The organism is Alteriqipengyuania flavescens, from assembly GCF_030406725.1.
GTDB classification, from domain to species: Bacteria; Pseudomonadota; Alphaproteobacteria; order Sphingomonadales; family Sphingomonadaceae; genus Alteriqipengyuania_B; species Alteriqipengyuania_B flavescens.
The window spans coordinates 1422374-1439447 of sequence record NZ_CP129107.1 but is presented as its reverse complement, the minus strand read 5'-3'; the positions used below and the strand labels follow the sequence as shown (position 1 = coordinate 1439447).

General features: G+C 64.2%; 22 protein-coding genes and 1 tRNA gene. 18 read left to right on the top strand and 5 right to left on the bottom strand.

What is annotated here, in order from left to right:
* Window positions 1-8: 8 nt before the first annotated feature.
* Together QQW98_RS07465 and QQW98_RS07460 are read right to left on the bottom strand one after the other, a co-directional pair.
* Window positions 9-1148 (bottom strand): tyrosine-type recombinase/integrase, encoded by a 1140-nt coding sequence (locus QQW98_RS07465; protein ID WP_290134360.1) that lies wholly within the window; start codon window positions 1146-1148, stop codon window positions 9-11.
* Window positions 1135-1911: a MerR family transcriptional regulator gene (locus QQW98_RS07460; RefSeq protein ID WP_290134359.1), complete on the bottom strand. Its 777-nt coding sequence runs from the start codon at window positions 1909-1911 to the stop codon at window positions 1135-1137. Before QQW98_RS07460 ends, QQW98_RS07465 begins: the two co-directional genes overlap by 14 nt.
* A 103-nt stretch (window positions 1912-2014) precedes the next feature.
* On the opposite strand from QQW98_RS07460, the gene QQW98_RS07455 reads away from it, so the two are divergent.
* The 6 genes from QQW98_RS07455 (at window position 2015) to QQW98_RS07435 (ending at window position 5944) form a co-directional block, all read left to right on the top strand.
* Window positions 2015-2191 (top strand): helix-turn-helix domain-containing protein, encoded by a 177-nt coding sequence (locus QQW98_RS07455; RefSeq protein ID WP_290134358.1) that lies wholly within the window; start codon window positions 2015-2017, stop codon window positions 2189-2191.
* Between the two features lie 152 nt (window positions 2192-2343).
* Complete coding sequence (locus QQW98_RS07450; protein WP_290134357.1) at window positions 2344-2721, top strand: hypothetical protein; 378 nt, start codon at window positions 2344-2346, stop codon at window positions 2719-2721.
* Window positions 2722-2726: 5 nt separating this feature from the next.
* On the top strand, window positions 2727-3506 hold the full coding sequence (locus tag QQW98_RS07445) for a helix-turn-helix domain-containing protein (protein ID WP_290134356.1): 780 nt from the start codon (window positions 2727-2729) through the stop codon (window positions 3504-3506).
* Between the two features lie 9 nt (window positions 3507-3515).
* Window positions 3516-3773: a hypothetical protein gene (locus tag QQW98_RS07440; RefSeq protein WP_290134355.1), complete on the top strand. Its 258-nt coding sequence runs from the start codon at window positions 3516-3518 to the stop codon at window positions 3771-3773.
* Window positions 3766-4338, top strand: a complete 573-nt coding sequence (locus QQW98_RS13970; protein ID WP_404800779.1) for an HNH endonuclease signature motif containing protein — start codon at window positions 3766-3768, stop codon at window positions 4336-4338. The genes QQW98_RS07440 and QQW98_RS13970 overlap by 8 nt, the downstream gene beginning before the upstream one ends.
* On the top strand, window positions 4328-5944 hold the full coding sequence (locus QQW98_RS07435; protein ID WP_290134354.1) for a terminase large subunit: 1617 nt from the start codon (window positions 4328-4330) through the stop codon (window positions 5942-5944). The genes QQW98_RS13970 and QQW98_RS07435 overlap by 11 nt, the downstream gene beginning before the upstream one ends.
* Here QQW98_RS07435 and QQW98_RS07430 read toward each other — a convergent pair.
* Entirely contained in the window at window positions 5941-6195 is a 255-nt protein-coding gene (locus QQW98_RS07430) for a hypothetical protein (RefSeq protein ID WP_290134353.1), read from the bottom strand. The genes QQW98_RS07435 and QQW98_RS07430 overlap by 4 nt on opposite strands.
* Window positions 6196-6451: 256 nt before the next feature.
* Here QQW98_RS07430 and QQW98_RS07425 point away from each other — a divergent pair, with 256 nt between their 5' ends.
* The 6 genes from QQW98_RS07425 to QQW98_RS07400 are packed head-to-tail and all read left to right on the top strand — an operon-like array spanning window position 6452 to window position 10075.
* Complete coding sequence (locus QQW98_RS07425) at window positions 6452-7666, top strand: phage major capsid protein (protein ID WP_290134352.1); 1215 nt, start codon at window positions 6452-6454, stop codon at window positions 7664-7666.
* Complete coding sequence (locus QQW98_RS07420; RefSeq protein ID WP_290134351.1) at window positions 7666-7800, top strand: hypothetical protein; 135 nt, start codon at window positions 7666-7668, stop codon at window positions 7798-7800. The genes QQW98_RS07425 and QQW98_RS07420 overlap by 1 nt, the downstream gene beginning before the upstream one ends.
* On the top strand, window positions 7797-8342 hold the full coding sequence (locus QQW98_RS07415) for an HK97 family phage prohead protease (RefSeq protein WP_290134350.1): 546 nt from the start codon (window positions 7797-7799) through the stop codon (window positions 8340-8342). The genes QQW98_RS07420 and QQW98_RS07415 overlap by 4 nt, the downstream gene beginning before the upstream one ends.
* Entirely contained in the window at window positions 8339-9496 is a 1158-nt protein-coding gene (locus QQW98_RS07410; RefSeq protein ID WP_290134349.1) for a phage portal protein, read from the top strand. The genes QQW98_RS07415 and QQW98_RS07410 overlap by 4 nt, the downstream gene beginning before the upstream one ends.
* A complete protein-coding gene (locus QQW98_RS07405; protein WP_290134348.1) occupies window positions 9489-9758 on the top strand; it encodes a head-tail connector protein in 270 nt (89 codons plus the stop codon). The genes QQW98_RS07410 and QQW98_RS07405 overlap by 8 nt, the downstream gene beginning before the upstream one ends.
* On the top strand, window positions 9755-10075 hold the full coding sequence (locus QQW98_RS07400) for a phage head closure protein (protein ID WP_290134347.1): 321 nt from the start codon (window positions 9755-9757) through the stop codon (window positions 10073-10075). The genes QQW98_RS07405 and QQW98_RS07400 overlap by 4 nt, the downstream gene beginning before the upstream one ends.
* A gap of 161 nt (window positions 10076-10236) precedes the next feature.
* Here QQW98_RS07400 and QQW98_RS07395 read toward each other — a convergent pair.
* Window positions 10237-10310: transfer RNA gene (locus QQW98_RS07395), tRNA-Gln, on the bottom strand.
* A 137-nt stretch (window positions 10311-10447) separates the two neighbouring features.
* Between QQW98_RS07395 and QQW98_RS07390 the strand changes: the two genes are divergently transcribed.
* Window positions 10448-11680, top strand: a complete 1233-nt coding sequence (locus QQW98_RS07390) for a Ppx/GppA phosphatase family protein (protein ID WP_290134346.1) — start codon at window positions 10448-10450, stop codon at window positions 11678-11680.
* Window positions 11680-12345, top strand: a complete 666-nt coding sequence (locus tag QQW98_RS07385; RefSeq protein ID WP_290134345.1) for an RlmE family RNA methyltransferase — start codon at window positions 11680-11682, stop codon at window positions 12343-12345. The genes QQW98_RS07390 and QQW98_RS07385 overlap by 1 nt, the downstream gene beginning before the upstream one ends.
* Before the next feature lie 43 nt (window positions 12346-12388).
* Here QQW98_RS07385 and QQW98_RS07380 read toward each other — a convergent pair whose 3' ends face one another.
* Window positions 12389-13063, bottom strand: a complete 675-nt coding sequence (locus tag QQW98_RS07380; RefSeq protein ID WP_290134344.1) for a c-type cytochrome — start codon at window positions 13061-13063, stop codon at window positions 12389-12391.
* 142 nt (window positions 13064-13205) lie between these two features.
* Here QQW98_RS07380 and QQW98_RS07375 point away from each other — a divergent pair, with 142 nt between their 5' ends.
* Genes QQW98_RS07375 through QQW98_RS07360 form a run of 4 tightly spaced genes read left to right on the top strand, consistent with a single transcriptional unit; the run spans window position 13206 to window position 17070 of the window.
* Window positions 13206-14099 carry a prephenate dehydratase gene (locus QQW98_RS07375; protein WP_290134343.1) on the top strand — a complete coding sequence of 298 codons (894 nt, stop codon included), beginning with the start codon at window positions 13206-13208 and terminating at the stop codon, window positions 14097-14099.
* A 57-nt stretch (window positions 14100-14156) separates the two neighbouring features.
* Window positions 14157-14819, top strand: coding sequence for a hypothetical protein (locus tag QQW98_RS07370; protein ID WP_290134342.1), 663 nt, complete (start codon window positions 14157-14159; stop codon window positions 14817-14819).
* Window positions 14816-16081 (top strand): DUF4350 domain-containing protein, encoded by a 1266-nt coding sequence (locus QQW98_RS07365; RefSeq protein ID WP_290134341.1) that lies wholly within the window; start codon window positions 14816-14818, stop codon window positions 16079-16081. Before QQW98_RS07370 ends, QQW98_RS07365 begins: the two co-directional genes overlap by 4 nt.
* Window positions 16082-16113: 32 nt before the next feature.
* Window positions 16114-17070 (top strand): AAA family ATPase, encoded by a 957-nt coding sequence (locus tag QQW98_RS07360; RefSeq protein ID WP_290136893.1) that lies wholly within the window; start codon window positions 16114-16116, stop codon window positions 17068-17070.
* The last annotated feature ends 4 nt before the right edge of the window (window positions 17071-17074 follow it).

The following is a 17074-nucleotide window of genomic DNA, read 5'->3' as shown; positions in this document are numbered from 1 at the left end:
TGTTCCACTCATGTTGCATCGGCAAACAGCGCAGCCTCGATCGCAGCGGCCTCCCGCGCGTCCTGATCGGAATTGTCGAACAGATGCCCATAGGTATCGAACGTCACCTGGATAGAGCTGTGCCCCATGAGCGCCTGAATGCGCTTGGGGTTCAATCCTTGCTCGATCCAGAGGCTGGCAGCGGCGTGCCGGAAAGCGTGCATCCCATATCGCGGGGCAGGATCATCGCCGCCGGTCGATACCTTCGCGGCAATCTGGATCGGCCCGACAACATCCTTCATTAGGATATGGTGCGAAAGCGGCTTGCCCTTCACGCTGGGGAACACAAGATCGAGATCGTGCGCGGGGCAGGCGAGCTTCCATTCGCGCAACACCTTCACCACGCGCGGCGGCAGGGCGATACGGCGCAACCCGGCGGCAGACTTGGGGGCACCGATCACGCCCTTCGCATCGGCGCGCTGTTCGACATTCAGCACGGCCTTTTTTAGGTCGATCGACCGCCACGCCAGCCCTCGCAGTTCCGACGCCCGCAAGCCGGTGAATATCGCCAGTTCGACCATCGCGCGGGCTTTCGTATCGGTGGAAGCGTCCGACGCTTTCAGGATGGCCCTTAGATCGACCTTCGACGGCGGCTTGACCTTGCCCTTAGGCCGGGGCTGTTTCTCGATCTTCACTGCCAGCGCGACATTCTGAGCGACTAGGCCGCGTTCCTGCGCATAGGTGAGGATGGCCTTTAGCGTCCTCAGGCAGCGGACGGCCATCGCGCGGGACAGCTCGCCTAGCCAATCGTCCACGATCGACCGAACGCCCGGTGCCGTAAGCTGGGAAAGTTTCGTCGCGCCACACCTGGGCACGATATGTAACCGCACCTGCTGTTCGTAAGCGTCGGTGGTGGTGGTTTCCCGGCCATCGCCCCGAACCTTCGCCAGCCATAGATCGGCGGCACGGGCGACCGATACGGAATCGCTATCGGCAGTGTGGATGCCTTGGCGGACCTCGCCCTTCGCTGTCAGTTCGTAGGCGTCCGCATCCTTCTTGCGGGAGAATTGCTTGAACCGGCGCTTCCCGGCCTGATCGCGGTAATCGACAAGCCAAGCCTGTTTCGGGGTGCCGTCCGGGGCTGTCCACTGGCGCTTACGAATTGCCACTGTTCTTAACCTTGGATAGCGCCGCCCGCGCAGCCTCTACTCGATCGACGCCAACGGCATTTGAGGCTTCGAGCGAGCGTCTCGATAGATCGCTGTTAATTGCCTCCTGATCGCCTTGGTGTGAGCGCCCTCGTTCGCGCCTCTCACTCTCCCATGTCGCCAGTTCGTCGGCAAAAATTGAAGGGTCGATTTCACGCGCAGCGAATGCTGCCCAAACCCATAGCAGGAGGGAATCGATTTCTATCGTGATCGAAAGCGCCATGCGGTTCTTAACGAGGAAGCGAAAATAAGCGTATCGTTCCCCCTCTTCCTCGGATTCAATTTCCTCAGACGGTGCCCACGCCTCGGCCATTTCGTCGTCTGTCAAAATTTCGATGAACACATGCTCGTGATCGGAATCGGGGCTGGTCAGGTCAGACAGCGCATCGAGCTGCACCATGAAATAGTGAAGGTGGTCCGCATCATTCGCCTGGCACAATAGCGTCTCAACTATCCCGTCCTTGAAGGCGGGCCACCCGGCAAGAATCACGTGTTGCGCTCGATCAGGCGTCAATCCGACCTTGAGGAGCTTTGCCATAAGGGCGAGCTGAAAAACCTGAGTCGCGCCATATTCGGCACGCTGCCCCTTCCCGACTTGAGTGCCCTCGGGAAAACCTTTTTTCTGCCACTGCTTTAGTCGCGACTCGAATGTCGCCCCCTTCGAAGGGTCGATGCCTGCGATTAAGCCGGTGATGAAGCTGGCCTCAGCAAACGATAACGGCACGAAAATCTCCGAATGAGGGGAAGGGTCACCTATCCCTATTGACGACACAATGCAACGCGGCGTAAAGGGAAAGGGTTACCTGTCCCTAAATGGAGAAGACGTAATGCTTGCAAATGACCTCCTGCCCGGTGCCAAGGCTGCGGCAGAATACATCGGGGAGACCCCCCGCGCGGTTTACAACATGGCGGAAAAGGGCCTGCTGCCTGTCATCCGTAAGGGCCGGAAGCTCTATTTTCGGAAATCTGAACTGGACGCTGCATTCAGTTCGGAGGCGGCATGACATGGAAAGCAAAAACCCCCTGAGCATGGCTCAGAGGGCTTCGGTTGAAGCTGGAAACTTCGAAGCTCTCTCTACGCCTTATCGCCCTCGCCTTCAAGCAAATGCTGAAATGCGGAACCGGCTGCGCTGGCTTCGAATGGTGGAGGCGCGCAATGGCTAGTGTTCTGCACCATAACAGCGGCATTCTGATCCCGCGTGATGAATACGAGGAATTGACCGAGGCGCTGGCGACCGTGTTCCGTATCGGTTCCCGCTTCACCCCTCGCCTGATCGAACGGCTCGACCTCACCGATGGCGACCCGGACCTGGAAGGCGAATGGAACGAGGACGAAATCAGTTCGGTGCCGTCCTGGGTTTCGCTCGATGACGGCCCCGGCTGCCAAATCGCTGACGCGGGCGGACAGTGCGACGAGGACGATCTGAATACCAACCTTTCGGCCAAGTATGGCGCTGACGGGCCGGGATGCGAATTGAGCGATCCCGATTGTGCCGTGGACGATACCGGCTGCGACCCGGACGAAGGTTTCTAAGGGCAATGGCGGACAAGTTCCGGCGAAAGAAAGAGCCGCGCCACCTGCGGCTCTATCACTCGATAACCGGGTGCGATGCGTGGTTGGCGCTTTCCGGCAATGCCGTGAAGGTGCTGATCGCGCTCGCCCGGTTCGATGACGGGGGCAGCAACGGGGAACTGTATTTCAGCGAGAGGACCGGCGCGAAGGCGACCGGCCTTTCCCGCAATACCGTAAAGCGTTGCCTTGCCGAGCTGATCGAGAAGGGATTCATCGCGCAGACCAAACCGGGCGCGTTCAACCGCAACAATCTACTGGCAGCGACCTATCGCCTGACGTGGGTGGCAGCGCCGGGATGCAAGCCGTCCGCACCGACGCGGGACTTCGAAAAGTGGAAACATGGAAATTCTCAGGCTCAAAATCTGACACCATCCGGCTCAAATTCTGACACTTGCATGGAAACACCCGCCGGGGGTGGCTCAATTTCTGACAGTGCCGAGACGGAAACAAGCCACGTTTCCAGTTTTCCGGGTGGCTCAAATTCTGGGCCACAAATAGTTTACCAGGGGGAAGGCAGCGCCGAGCCTGAAACATCGGGACGGAAACAAGCCAATCCTACATCGGGGGCAAAATTGGCCGAACTGCGCCAGCGCCTCATGGATCACCTGCAATCGAGCGATCCGGGCGAGCAATCGCGCCTTGCCGACACGCTCGACATACCCGGCGGCACCCTCAGTAAATTCGTGAACGGCAGGAACCTGCCAGACCGGCACTGTGACCGGCTGGCCAAGGCACTGGCAGCATAGGAGACGGACGTGCAAACCGAACTGGAACACGATTGGAAGCAACCCGACCCATCCGATCTGGTGGCGAGGATCGAGGCAATGTCAGAGGATGAACGGCGCGGGGCGCTGATCGCCCTCGATGCTGTCAGCCGTCCGATGAAGCCGCGCGAAATCGAGGCGGCGCTATTCAGCAAGGGCACGTCCCGGTCGCAGCGGCGGGCAATCGTCGGTGCCGTGAAGGGCTTCAACATCATCGCAGTGATAGGACCGGAAACAGACGATGGCTGAATGGCCCTACTCGACCGCACAATGGCAGCGCCTGCGCAAGGTGAAGCTATCGGCCTCGCCCCTATGCGAGGACTGCCGCGCCATCGGCAGACACATACAGGCAAGCCATGTCGATCACGTCCACGCTATCAGTGACGGCGGGCCACCCTTCCCCGGCCTCGATGGATTGCGGGCGCTATGCCTGTCTTGCCACTCGGCAAAGACAGCACGCGGACCTGAGGCGGGAGCAGCGAGGACCACAAAACCGAGAAAAGGTTGTGATGCAAAGGGAACCCCATTAGCGCCTAATCATCCGTGGAATGGGGGAAGCATAAATGAACGCGTTTCTGACCGGCCTTTATTGGGTCGGGTTCGTCCTGATTGTCTTGGCATTACAGATTCCAGGCATAAACTTAGGTTTCCTCGTCACGATCGGAATCATCGGGCTGTGGACCCTAGTCGTGTGGGCACTACGCAAACTGCTGGTGCGCAAGAAAACGAGAAATCGCTCGTAACTGGGGAGACCAGAGCGCCGGGGGACCACAAAATTGAGTTAGTTTCAAAGGGCAACCGAAATGGGCGCTAGAGGACCGGGTGCATCGCGCCAGCGCAAGGCGGCTGCCAATACCGTTCCGGCTGAGAACGGTTTCCCGTGGGAGGCGGACGGCCTGAGCCGCGCCGAGCGGGTTATCGCCTTCATCGAAAGCCTGCCGATCACGAAGGGCTACGGCGCGGGCGAGAATGTCGAACTGCTGCCCTTCCAGCGCGATTGGATCGAAGCCGTCTATGCCGTGGATGGCGATGGCAACCGCCGGGTGCGAACCGGCCTAATGTCGGTGGCGCGTGGGCAGGGAAAGACCGTGCTCGCTGCCCTGCTGACGCTGTGCCACCTGTGTGGCCCGGAAGCCGAGCAACGCGGCGAATGCTATTCGGCGGCTGCCACGAAAGAGCAAGCGGGCCTGATCTTTGCCGAGATGGAAGCGATCATCCTGGCAACCCCGTGGATGGCCGACCGGTTGAACGTGCAGCGGTTCTACAAGATTATCGAGGACGCGGAGACGGGCAGCAAATACCGCGCCCTCGCCAGTGACGGCAAGGCGGTGCACGGCACGGCGTCTAGCTTCATTGTCTGCGATGAATTGGCGCAATGGAAAAAGCGCGAGCTGTTCGACGTGCTGCGGACCTCGATGGGCAAGCGGAAAGAGCCGCTGTTGCTGGCGATCGGCACGCAATCGCCGCACCCGGAAAACCTAATGTCCGAACTGGTGGACTATGCCGAGCGCGTCAATTCGGGCGAGATCGAGGACGCGGCGTTCCACGGCGTGCTTTACGCGGTGCCGGAGGATGCCGACCCCTACGATCCTGAGAACTGGCCGCTGGCGAATCCGGCGATCGGCGTTTTCGTATCGGCGGAACAGATTGCCAATGAGGCTGAGCGTGCGCAGCGGATGCCGACATTCGAACCGGCGTTCCTCAACCTTCACTGTAATATGCGCGTGGATGCCGAGCCTAAGGCAATCAACCCGAAAGAATGGGACGCCTGCGGCGAGGCGGTGCCCCTGAATGAGCTTCGCGGGAAGCGGTGCTATGCGGGCCTCGATCTGAGCAGCACCCGCGATCTTTCGGCGCTGGTGCTTTACTTCCCCGAAAGCGGGGCGGTGCTGCCCTATTTCTGGTGCCCGAAAGCCGGTATCGACCTGAAAGAGGAAGTGGACCGGGTGCCCTATCGCACCTGGGCAAAACAGGGTTTTATCGAAGCGACCCCCGGCAAGGCGATCGACAAGCGGTATATCGCGCACCGGTTGGCAGAGATTGCCTCAGCCTTCGACGTTCGCGCCATTGCCTATGACCGCCACGCGATCGAGGACCTGAATGTCATCCTCGACGGGGAAGGCGTGAAGCTGCCCCTAGAGCCTTGGGGGCAGGGTTTCGTTAGCATGGCCGGTGCGATCGACGCCTTCGAAATGCTGTTGCTTGAAGCCGAGCTGAAACACGGGATGCACCCGGTGCTGCGCTGGAATGCCTCTAACCTGATCTTTGACACCGACCAGGCGGGCAACCGCAAACCGAATAAGGCGCGCTCGATCGACCGCATCGACGGCATGGCCGCTCTTATCATGGCCTGCGGTATCGCGGCGAAGGGCGAGGAAAAACCCGCCGCCTATGAGGGCAGCGGGCTTGAATGGGTCTAGTCGCCCTTGTGCAGTTTGACCTCGAAGCTCTCCATGAACTCCTTGTGGGCTTTCTCTTCACTGTCGCGCGCCTGTTTGTCATTTGGGATGGCTCGGACAAAGGCGGGACTTGTGACGTTCAATATCTCGTAATTGCCCACGCGCCCGAGCTTCACAAGCGGATGCTCGTATTCAAGAATCTCGGCAGATGACGAGCACTCGCCTTCATGGTCCTGGGTAACAATCGTGTAGCGCCGCCCCACTTCGAACATCGTTTGAAATCCTCTCAATTGCCTAAGCCGACTCGCTTAACAGAATTGTGGACAGATAGCGAACATCGGCAGTGATGCAGTTGCTTAATACGGCAAAACACTGTAAGGCGATATTGCCACCCCCTTGGCTTTCGTCCGCCGCGCTAGGCACTGACGAGAACCGGGGCCTTATCCGGATGGGGGGCCAATTGCCCACGCTGCGAAGCGTCGGTTTTCTCAGTGGTGGGGACGCCCACCCCGATAGAAGGATTGAAGAATGAAGACTGCGGAACTGCTAGAGCAGCGGGCGGCCCTGGTGGACCGCATGAACGCCGCCCACGACAAAGACGATAACGCCGCTTTCGAAGCTGCGGAAACCGAACTGCGAAGCCTTGATGCCAAGCTGGATCGCCAGCGCAAGATCGACGCCGCCGATCGCACCGAAACCGGCACCCCCCTCACAACCCGCGATGGCGATGAATTTGCCGAGCTGCGCAATCAGAGCCTGATCGAGACGTTGCGCTTCGGCGCTGGCATGGCGGTGAAGGACCGCGCCAAGATCGAGCGCGAACAGGCAATGCTTGCCGAGCGTGCCGGTGGCCCTGCCAAGGGCGTCTATGTCGCAACCGAACTGTTCGAAAAGCGCGCTGCCATGACGACCGCCACGGCGTCAGCTGTTGCGCCTGAATCGTTCCGGCCCGACCTTTTCGTTTCGGCCCTCACGAATACCGCGATCGTTTCGCGGCTGGGTGCCACCACGCTTACCGGCCTGACCGGCGACGTGGTTATCCCGCGCGAAATCGGCAGCCCGAATGTCGGCTGGGTGAATGAGGATGAGGCGCTGCCCACCGATGGCGCGACCTTCGATTCTCTCACCCTCACCCCGCATCACGTCGGCGTCATCACCGAACTGTCGCGGCAGTTGCTGTTGCAGTCCTCGCCTCAGGTGGAAGGGCTGGTGCGCAATATGCTGAGCCGCAACGTGGCGCTGGAAATCGACCGTGCCGCGATTGCTGGCAGCGGAACGGGTGCCGAGCCGCGCGGGCTTATCAATGACCCGAACGTGCCGACCGTGCCCTTCACGACCGATCTGTTCACGACCACGGCGGACATGATCGCCGCGGCGGACGTGGCCAACATCGGTGACAGCCGCGCGTTCCTCTCGACCAACGGCGTTCGCGCTACGGCGATGAAGCTGCGCGACGGTGACGGCCACCCGATCACGATTGCCGAGACGTTCCACGGCGAACAGGCGTATTTCACCAATCAGGCACCGGACAACCTGGGCGCTGGCACCGATGAAAACGGCCTCGTTTATGGCGACTGGTCCGATCTGCTGATCGGTATCTGGTCGCAGCTCGACATCCTCGTGAACCCCTACGCGGAAACCGCCTATTCGAAGGGCAATATCCTCGTTCGCGCGATGGCGTCGGTGGACTTCGGCGTGCGCCGGCCTGCCTCGTTCGTCTCGGCAACCGGGGTGGCGGGCTGATGGCTGACACGATCGACCCCCGCAAGATCGACCGGGCAGTGAAGGCATTGCGCCGCGCCGGGTTCGAACTGGAAGGCGAGCCGTCCGCCACGAAATCCGGGACTGTCACCTTCAAGGCAAAGGTGGCTGAATGACGGATATGGTGGCAACCCTTGAACGGCGCTTCACAACCGAGCTTCGCACGGCGGGGCGTCGGTTAGAGGGCTATGCCGCCACGTTTGCCAGCACGGCGGACCTGGGCGCGTTCCGGGAGCGCATCGCCCCCGGTGCTTTCCGGAACGCGCTCGCTACCGATATTCTCGCCTTGCTCGACCATGACGCGGGCAAGGTGCTAGGTCGCACCCGCACCGGCACGCTGGAATTGCGCGAGGACGATAAGGGCTTGGCCTTCGCGCTCGACGTTCCCGACACGGCAGCGGGGCGCGACGTGCTGGCCCTGGCAGCACGCGGCGACCTTGGCGGAATGTCTTTCGGTTTCCTGATCCCGGCAGGTGGCGAGGAATGGGACGGCGACACCCGCACCCTTCGCTCTATCGACCTTCGCGAGATTAGCGTGGTTTCGGCATGGCCAGCCTATGAGGGCACCGAAATAGCCCTGCGCTCGCTCGACCGCCATTGCGGCAATCTGAGGCGCGCTAGGGCTCTGAGGCTTGCGGAGGCACGGCAATGGGCATGATCGACCGCCTGGCAGCCTTCGCGGGCTTCGAACGCCGCGCCGATACATCACCGCTCGATCCGAGCTGGCAGGCGCTGGCACCGATGACGGGCTATTATTCCGGCCTGAGCGCACGGGCGGCTGAGAACCTGTCCACGGTGCTCGCTTGCACGTCCTCGATCGCTACGGCCCTCGCCTACGTCCCGGCGCGGGTTTACCGCTGGGAAGGCGAGACGCGGCTAGAACACGCCTTGCACCCGCTTTCGCGCCTGATCCGCTACGGCTGCAATTCGGCAATGACGTGGTGCGACACGATCGAGCACCTGGTTGCCGACACGCTTTTGACCGGCAACGGATTGCTGGAAATCGAGCGCAGCGGGAACGGGCAGGTTTCCGGCCTGATCTATCACCCTTGGGGGATGGTGACGGTGCAGGATCTGCCGAGCGGACGCCTGCGCTATGATATTGGCGACGGCAAGGGCAACACCCGGCGGCTGATCGAGGGCGAGGCAATCCACCTTCGCGACCGCACGAATGACGGCAAGATCGGCGTTTCTCGCCTTTCCCGATCGGCGGACACTGTAACCGGCGTGGACCTCGCTAACCGGCACGCGCGCCAGTTCCTCGCCAATGGTGCGAACCCCTCAGGCGTCATCGAACACCCCGGCACAATGACGGCGGAACAGCGCACGGCCCTTCGCGAGCAATTCCAGTCTCGCCATGAAGGCGCTGCCAATTCCGGCCGCGCGCTGATCCTCGACGGCGGGCTGCATTGGAAGGTGGCGCAAATATCGCCTGAGGATGCCGAGCTGCTGGAAACCCGGCGTTTCGGCGTGGAAGAAATCGCGCGGCTGTTTCAGGTGCCCCCGCCGATCATTGGCGACTACACGCACAACACCTTCACGAATAGCGAGACGGCGGGCCGGTGGTTCGCCACGTTCTGCCTCGCCCCCTGGGCACGCAAGATCGAAGCGGAATTTTCCCGATCGCTGTTCCCGTCCGGCTCGCCCTATGAGCTTGAACTGGATCTGTCCGGGTTCCTACGCGGAGATCCCGAAACCCGGTGGAACGCGCACAAGATCGCCCTGGAGGCGGGCGTGCTCGATGCCGACGAGGTAAGGCAGGTGGAAGGCTGGAACCCCCGCACCGGCACGGGAGCGCGGCCCGATGCCTGATCTTGTGACCTTGGCGGAAGCGAAAGAATTTATCCGCGTGATGGCGGACGATGAGGATGCGACGATCGCCATTCTAGTTTCGTCCGCCAGCGATGCCGTGCGCGCCGTTGCCGATGCTTGGGATGGCGTGGGCGAGGTGCCGCCGCGCCTTAAACTGGCAGTGCTGAGCCGCGTTGCGGTGGCATTCGATGAGCGGACGGACGTTCGCGCCGCGCTTGGCGAGGACCGCTTAATCGGGCCTTATCGGAGCTTGTCGGTATGAACGCGGGCGCGCTCGACCGGCGCGTGACGATCCAGCGCGAAATGGTGACGGGCGAAAACGAATACGGCGAACAAATCACCGAAACCGTGGACGTGGCGACCGTCCCGGCGGACGTTCGGCAAATGAGCGGGCGAGAGTTCTTTGCAGCCGCAGCCGTCACTGCCGAAAGCCGGGTGCTGTTCCGGCTGCGCTATATCGAAGGCGTGAGCGTCACCGATAGCGTCCTTTACGATGGCCGCGATCACAACATCCAAGAGGTGAAGGAACTGGGCAGGCGTGAGGGCCTGGAGCTTATGACGGTGGCTCTCGCCTACTGAAACCGACGATTCGACCGCCTCGCCATGTTCCATCCATGTTGCATGGAGCTGCCGAGCGACACGGGGAAACCGTGGAAATCCAAGGGAATAGCTGTGCAACATGGTGCAACACGGGAAATCGACCCCGGATTGCCTAAGCGGCTGTATTCACTTGGAAAAACTGGATGCCCCGCAAGGATTCGAACCTTGATTGACGGAGTCAGAGTCCGTAGTCTTGCCATTAGACGACGGGGCAATGGAGGCGCGCGTTTAGGGTCGCGAAACCTGTTCGTCAAGCGCTGCACTTGCCGGAAGGGGGCTTGGTCTGTAGCATCGCCCACAGGTCACCGTGCGGCCCCTTCGGACCGGCGGGCAGAAAGAAAGATAATGCATATGGCGGATAGCGACCCGCCGGAGCAGCGGCCCCGTGTCGCACAGGAACACCCCTCTCCCGGACGCAGGCGGGACCAGGGCAAGCCGGCAGGAAAAGGCCGCGGTTCCAAGGGCTCCGGACCCCCGACAGGATCCCGCGGCAAGCGGCCGCACCCGGGCAATGGCAGCGCCCCTGCAGGGCCGCCACGCGCCGAAAGCTGGCGCCGCCCGCCGCACCGCTCCTATCGCCAGAGCTATGCCGCGATCGACCTCGGCACCAACAACTGCCGCCTGCTCATTGCGCGTCCTTCCGGCCCCAATTTCGTCGTCATCGACGCCTTCAGCCGCGTGGTCCGCCTCGGCGAGCACCTGGCGCATACCGGCCGCCTGTCCGACGCGTCGATGGACCGCGCGGTCGAGGCGCTGAAGATCTGTTCCGACAAGCTGCGCAAGCGCGACGTCCACCTTGCCCGCTCGGTCGCGACCGAGGCCTGCCGCAGGGCCGAGAACGGCGAGGAATTCATTCAGCGGGTGAAGGACGAGACCGGCATCGCGCTCGACATCATTTCCGCCGAGGAGGAAGCGCGGCTGGCCGTGCTCGGCTGCCATATCCTGCTGGAAGACGGCGTCGGCCCGGCAATGATCTTCGACATCGGCGGCGGCTCGACCGAGCTGGTCCTAATTGAACCGGGCGGCCCCGTGCCGCGCATCATCGACTGGCAGAGCGTGCCGTGGGGCGTCGTCTCGCTGACCGACACCGCCGGGCGCGGGCAGATCGACGACGACGTGAAGCGCGCCGCGCGCTACAGAAAGATGCGCGGCCTGGTGCGCGACAGTTTCGCCGAATTCGAGGAGCGCGTGCGGCCCCACCAATGCGCCGACATGCGCCTGCTCGGTACCAGCGGCACGGTGACGACCCTCGCCTCGGTCCACCTGGAGCTGCCCCAATACGACCGCAAGGCTGTGGACGGGCTGATCATGCCGAGCAGCGCGATGCGCGATGTCGCCAGCGGCCTTGCCGCGATGAAGCGCAGCGAGCGCGAGCTCTTGCCCTGCATCGGCCACGACCGGGCGGAACTGGTGGTGGCCGGCTGCGCGATCCTGGAAACCATCCTCGACCTGTGGCCCGCCAGCCGGCTGGGCGTGGCCGACCGCGGCATCCGCGAAGGCATCCTGCGTAGCCTGATGGCCGCCGACCACGAAGGCGATGTCGCCCGCGCCGAACTGCTCGCCGCCCGGCAGCGGGGCTTCTGATGGCGCGCAGCGGCAAGGATGCGGACAAGCGGATCAAGACCGGGCGCGGGCGCACGGCCAGCCAGATCCGCTGGCTGGAACGCCAGCTCAACGACCCCTACGTGAAGCAGGCCAAGGCCGACGGCTATCGCAGCCGCGCGGCCTACAAGCTGATCGAGCTCGACGAAAAATTCGGGCTGCTGCAGAACGCCAGCCGCGTGGTCGACCTCGGCATCGCGCCGGGCGGCTGGGCGCAGGTGGTGCGCAAGAAGCGGCCCAAGGCGGGCATCGTCGGCATCGACCTCCTCGAAGTCGAGCCCATCGAGGGCGTGACGATCCTCCAGATGGATTTCATGGACGATGCCGCGCCCGATGCGCTGACCGATGCGCTCGATGGGCCGCCGGACCTCGTCCTGTCCGACATGGCGGCCAACACGGTGGGCCACAAGCAGACGGACCACTTGCGCACCATGGGCCTGGTCGAGACGGCGGTCGATTTCGCGGTTCAGACGCTGGAGCCGGGCGGAACCTTCGTGGCCAAGGTCCTTGCAGGCGGCACCGATAACGACCTGCTGAAGCTGCTCAAGGCCAATTTTACCAGCGTGAAACACGCAAAGCCGCCGGCCAGCCGCAAAGGCTCGTCCGAGTGGTACGTGGTGGCGAAAGGGTTCAAGGGCCGCGACTGACGCGGTCCCGCGCCGTTATTAGCCCGCTCAATCAGCCGAGCCTTCAGGTGGCGTCGTTTTCGACTTCCTGCTCGGCATCGTCGGCGATCTCGTCGCCCGCAACCCCCTCAGCGATCCCGGTATCCTCCGCCGCCTCGACACCTTCGGCGCCTTCTTCACCTTCTGCCGCATCGTCCGCTTCGGGGACGAATTCAGGCACCGCCAGGCTGGAGCCCATGGAATTGAGGTACAGCGAGATCGATGCACGGTCTTCGATGCTGGAAAGGCCGGCGAAGCTCATCTTCGTGCCGTTGGCAAAGGCGCGCGGGCTCTTGAGCCAGGCGTCCATGTTTTCCCAGTCCCAGACGCCGCCCTTTCCGGCGAGCGCGCTGGAGTAGGCGAAGCCGGCGACATGCTTGCCGATGGGCTGGCCCATCACGCCCCACAGGTTCGGACCGATACCGTTCGGGCCGCCTTGCGCGATGGAGTGGCAGGCGCTGCATTTCGAAAACAGCGCTTCACCGGCGCTGGCGCTTACGCCTTCCAGGTTGAGCGCTTCAGCGACCGACATTTCGCTACCGCCTTCGCCGCCTTCCGCACCTTCGACGAAGAAGCCGGGCTTCTCCGGCATCTCGGCCTCGTCGCCATGGTAGATCTTCTGGCTGATATAGGCGGTGCCCATGGCCACGACACCTGCGAACAGGGTCCAGCCGGCGATAGTGTTGAAACGGTCGTCCATGAGAATCCCAATGCTCGGAGAGAATTTCGGTTGCGCGCGACTTAGAGCGATGGGGTGCGCTTCGCAAGGGGGGTATCCGGCCATGCGCAGCGGTTTTCGCTGCGCGCTTGTCCGGCCCCGCGCATGCTCCTAAGCCGCGGGAATGGACGCTTTCCCCGCCCCCGCCGCCGCCATGGTCGAACGGATGCGCGATGCCGCGCGCAGCGATCCCGCCGCCGCGATCGCCTTCCAGGGCGCGCCCGGCGCCAATTCGCATCGCGCGATCATGGAATATGCGCCAGACGCGCTCGCCCTGCCCTGCCCGGGCTTTGCCGATGCGCTGGAAGCGGTGAAGGACGGGCGCGCCGGCGCGGCGATGATCCCGATAGAGAACAGCCACAACGGCCGCGTCGCCGACATCCATTTCCTGCTGCCCGAAAGCGGCCTTGCCATCGTGGACGAGCATTTCATGGCGATCAGCCACGCGCTGGTGGCGATGTCGGACGGCCCGTTCAAGATCGCCTACAGCCACCCGCAGGCCATCGGCCAGTCGCGCGCATACCTTCGCGCGAAGGGCATCACCGGACTGAGCCATGCCGATACCGCCGGGGCCGCGGCCTATGTGGCCGAGCGCGGCGATCCCGACATCGCCGCGCTGGCCCCCGCGATGACCGCCGAGCTCTACGGCCTCAAGGTGATCGAGGAGCATGTCGAGGATGCGCGCGACAACACCACCCGCTTCGTCGTCCTGGCGCGCGAACCGCGCGATCCCGCCGCAATCGAGGAACGCGACGTGATGACCACCTTCATCTTCACGGTGAAGAACGTGCCGGCCGCGCTCTACAAGGCGCTGGGCGGGTTTGCGACCAACGGCGTCAACATGACGAAGCTGGAAAGCTACCAGCAGGGGGCGAGCTTTTCCGCCTCCAGATTCTATGCCGACATCATCGGCGGCCCGGGCGATCCGGCGGTCGACCGCGCGATGGAAGAACTCGCTTTCCATTGCCGCGAATTGCGCATCCTCGGCACCTATCCGATCGCGCGCGAACGCGGCTAGGCCCGGCGGCCCCGTCGGCGCTTGAGAATAGCGGCGATAGCTGTCACCACTTCCCTGGTGACGACGGGTCGGGGGCAGCAGGCGGCAGGCGAGGCCGGTAGCGCATTCATGCGCGACTACGAGGCGGTGCGCGCCGACGAGGCGATCCAGTACGCCCCCGTCGCGGTCGAGCCGCCCGACCCGCCGCCCGAGTGGCTATTGCAGCTGCAGGAATTCCTCGGCCGGATAGTCGCTTCGGTCGCCGACTTCTTCGGGGCGAGCTGGCCGGTTATGAAGTGGGTGCTGATCGCGGCGGCGGTGGCAGCGCTCGTCTTCGTCATCGTGCGCATGTTCGAACTTCGCGCGCCGCGCGCCGCGCGCGAGGACGAGGAAGCGCCCGAATGGACGCCAGACCGCGCGCAGGCGCTCGCCCTGCTGGAAGATGCCGACCGGCTCGCTGGCGAAGGCCGCTACGACGAGGCGGTGCACCTGCTCTTGCAACGCAGCGTGGGCCATATCGCCGCCGCGCGGCCCGAATGGCTCGATCCGTCCAGCACCGCGCGCGAGATCACCCGCCTGCCCGGCCTGACGGACGCCGCCCGCCGCGCCTTTTCCGCGATTGCCGAGCGAGTGGAGCGCAGCCTGTTTGCGCTGCGCTCGCTCGACGCGCAGGACTGGACCGTCGCCCGCGCCGCCTATTCCGACTTCGCCCTGCAGCGCTTCGAACGGGGGGCCGTATGAGCGCGCAGGGCAACACCAGGGCCATGCTGGGGGTCATCCTGATCGGCTTCGCCAGCTTCCTCGGCCTGCTGTACCTGCTCGGTTCGGGCGAAGGCGGCAACGTTTCCGGCCGCGGCGGCAATCATGCGGCGAGCGCGGGGCTGGACGGCTATCGCGCGATGCGCAAGCTGGCCGAACGGCAGGGCTACGGCGTCACGCTCGCCCGGAGTCGCGAAGCGCTCGGCCAGGCGGCGCTTACCGTGCTGACCCCGCCGCTCAACGCCGATGGCGAGGAGCTGGACGACCTCATCGACCGGCGCCGGCGCGACGGGCCGACCATCGTCATCCTGCCCAAATGGGTCGGCATGCCGGCAGGCGAGAAGCCCGGCTGGATCCGCCCATACGTTCCCGCCGCGCCGACCTGGATCGCCGATGTCGATGCTTTCGACGGGCTGGAACTGGTCGAGAGCGAGGAACCGCGCCGCGGCTGGCGGGGGTTCGGCCTGCAGGGCGATTTCCCGCGCGATGGCGAGGTCATTTCGATGCGCGGCGGCCAGTGGCGCTCGCTCGTGCGCGATGGCGAGGGGCGGCGGCTGGTCGCCATCCTCGACGACGGCAGCGCGCCTTTCGACCTGTTCGAAAGCGGCGCGCTGGACGGCGCGGCCTACGACGATGACCCCGACGAATGGCCGCTGATGGTGATCAGCGAGCCCGACCTCGTCAACAACTGGGGCTTTGCCGATCCCGCCGAAGCGCAGCTGGCGATGAAGCTGCTGGACGTCATGGCGAGCGAAACGGAGGGGCGGCGCGTCGTTTTCGACATCACGCTCAACGGGCTGGCGGCGGAAAGCAACGTGCTCTCGCTCGCCTTCAGGCCGCCGTTCCTCGCCGCGACGTTGTGCCTGCTGCTCGCCGCCATCGCGCTCGCCTGGCGCGGCATGGCGCGGTTCGGCCCGGCGCTTGCGGAGGATCGCGAGATCGCTTTCGGCAAGAGCCAGCTGGTCGCCAACAGCGCCGCGCTGGTGGAGCGGACCCGCCGCTTCCACCTGCTGGACGCGCCCTATGCCGCGCTGATGCGGCGCAAGATCGCCCGCCGGCTCGGCATCGCCCGGCGCGGTGCGGACCGCGAACTGGAACACGAAATCGACCTGCGGCTGCTGCGCCGCGGCAGGGGCGACGCCGCCTTCACCGGCCCCGCCGCCGCCCTGCGCGGATCGGACAAGCCCGCCGACATATTGCGCGCCGCACGCGCGCTCAAAGACCTCGAAAGGACCCTCTTATGACATCCGGCACCACCCCTGCCCCGCATTCGGCGATGACGCTCGATGACCTGAAGGCGCTGACCGATGCCATCCGCGCGGAAACGGCGAAGGCCATCGTCGGGCAGGACGCGCTGGTCGACCAGCTGCTCGTCACCCTGTTCGCGCGCGGCCACGTGCTGCTGGAAGGCCCGCCGGGAACGGCGAAGACCTTCCTCGCCCAGACCTTCGCCACCGCGCTCGGCCTCGATTACGGGCGCATCCAGTTCACGCCCGACCTGCTGCCGGGCGACATCCTCGGCTCCAACCTGTTCAACTTCCAGACCAGCCAGTTCACCCTGACGCGCGGGCCGGTCTTTACCGAGCTGCTGCTGGCGGACGAGATCAACCGCACGCCGCCCAAGACGCAGGCCGCCCTGCTGGAAGCGATGCAGGAGCGTCGCGTTACGCTGGACGGGGAAGTCCACCCGCTGGCCGATCAGTTCATGGTGATCGCGACGCAGAACCCGATCGAAAACCAGGGCGTCTACCCCCTCCCCGAAGCGCAGCTTGACCGTTTCCTGTTCAAGCTCCTGGTGCCCTATCCCAGCGCGGAGGAAGAGGCCGCCATCGTCAAGCGCTTCGGCGCGCATTCGGGCACGCTGTCGCCGGGCGACTACGGCGTCGGGCGCGTTGCGGACAAGGCCGCGCTCGATGCGGCGAACGCGGCGGTCGCGGGCGTGACGCTGGCCGACGAGATCGGCGATTACGTGGTCCGGCTGGTGCGCGGCACGCGCGACAGCAGCGATTTGTCCAGCGGCGCCAGCCCGCGCTCCGCCGTGCTGCTCGCCAACGCCGCCCGCGCCCGTGCCGCGCTCGACGGGCGCGACTACGTGGTGCCTGACGATGTGAAGGCGCTCGCCATGTCGGTGCTGCGCCACCGCCTCGTCCTGTCCCCCGCCGCCGAAATCGAGGGCCGAGACATAGAAACGCTGGTCGCCGACATGGTCGAGAACACGGAGGCGCCGCGCTAGTCCC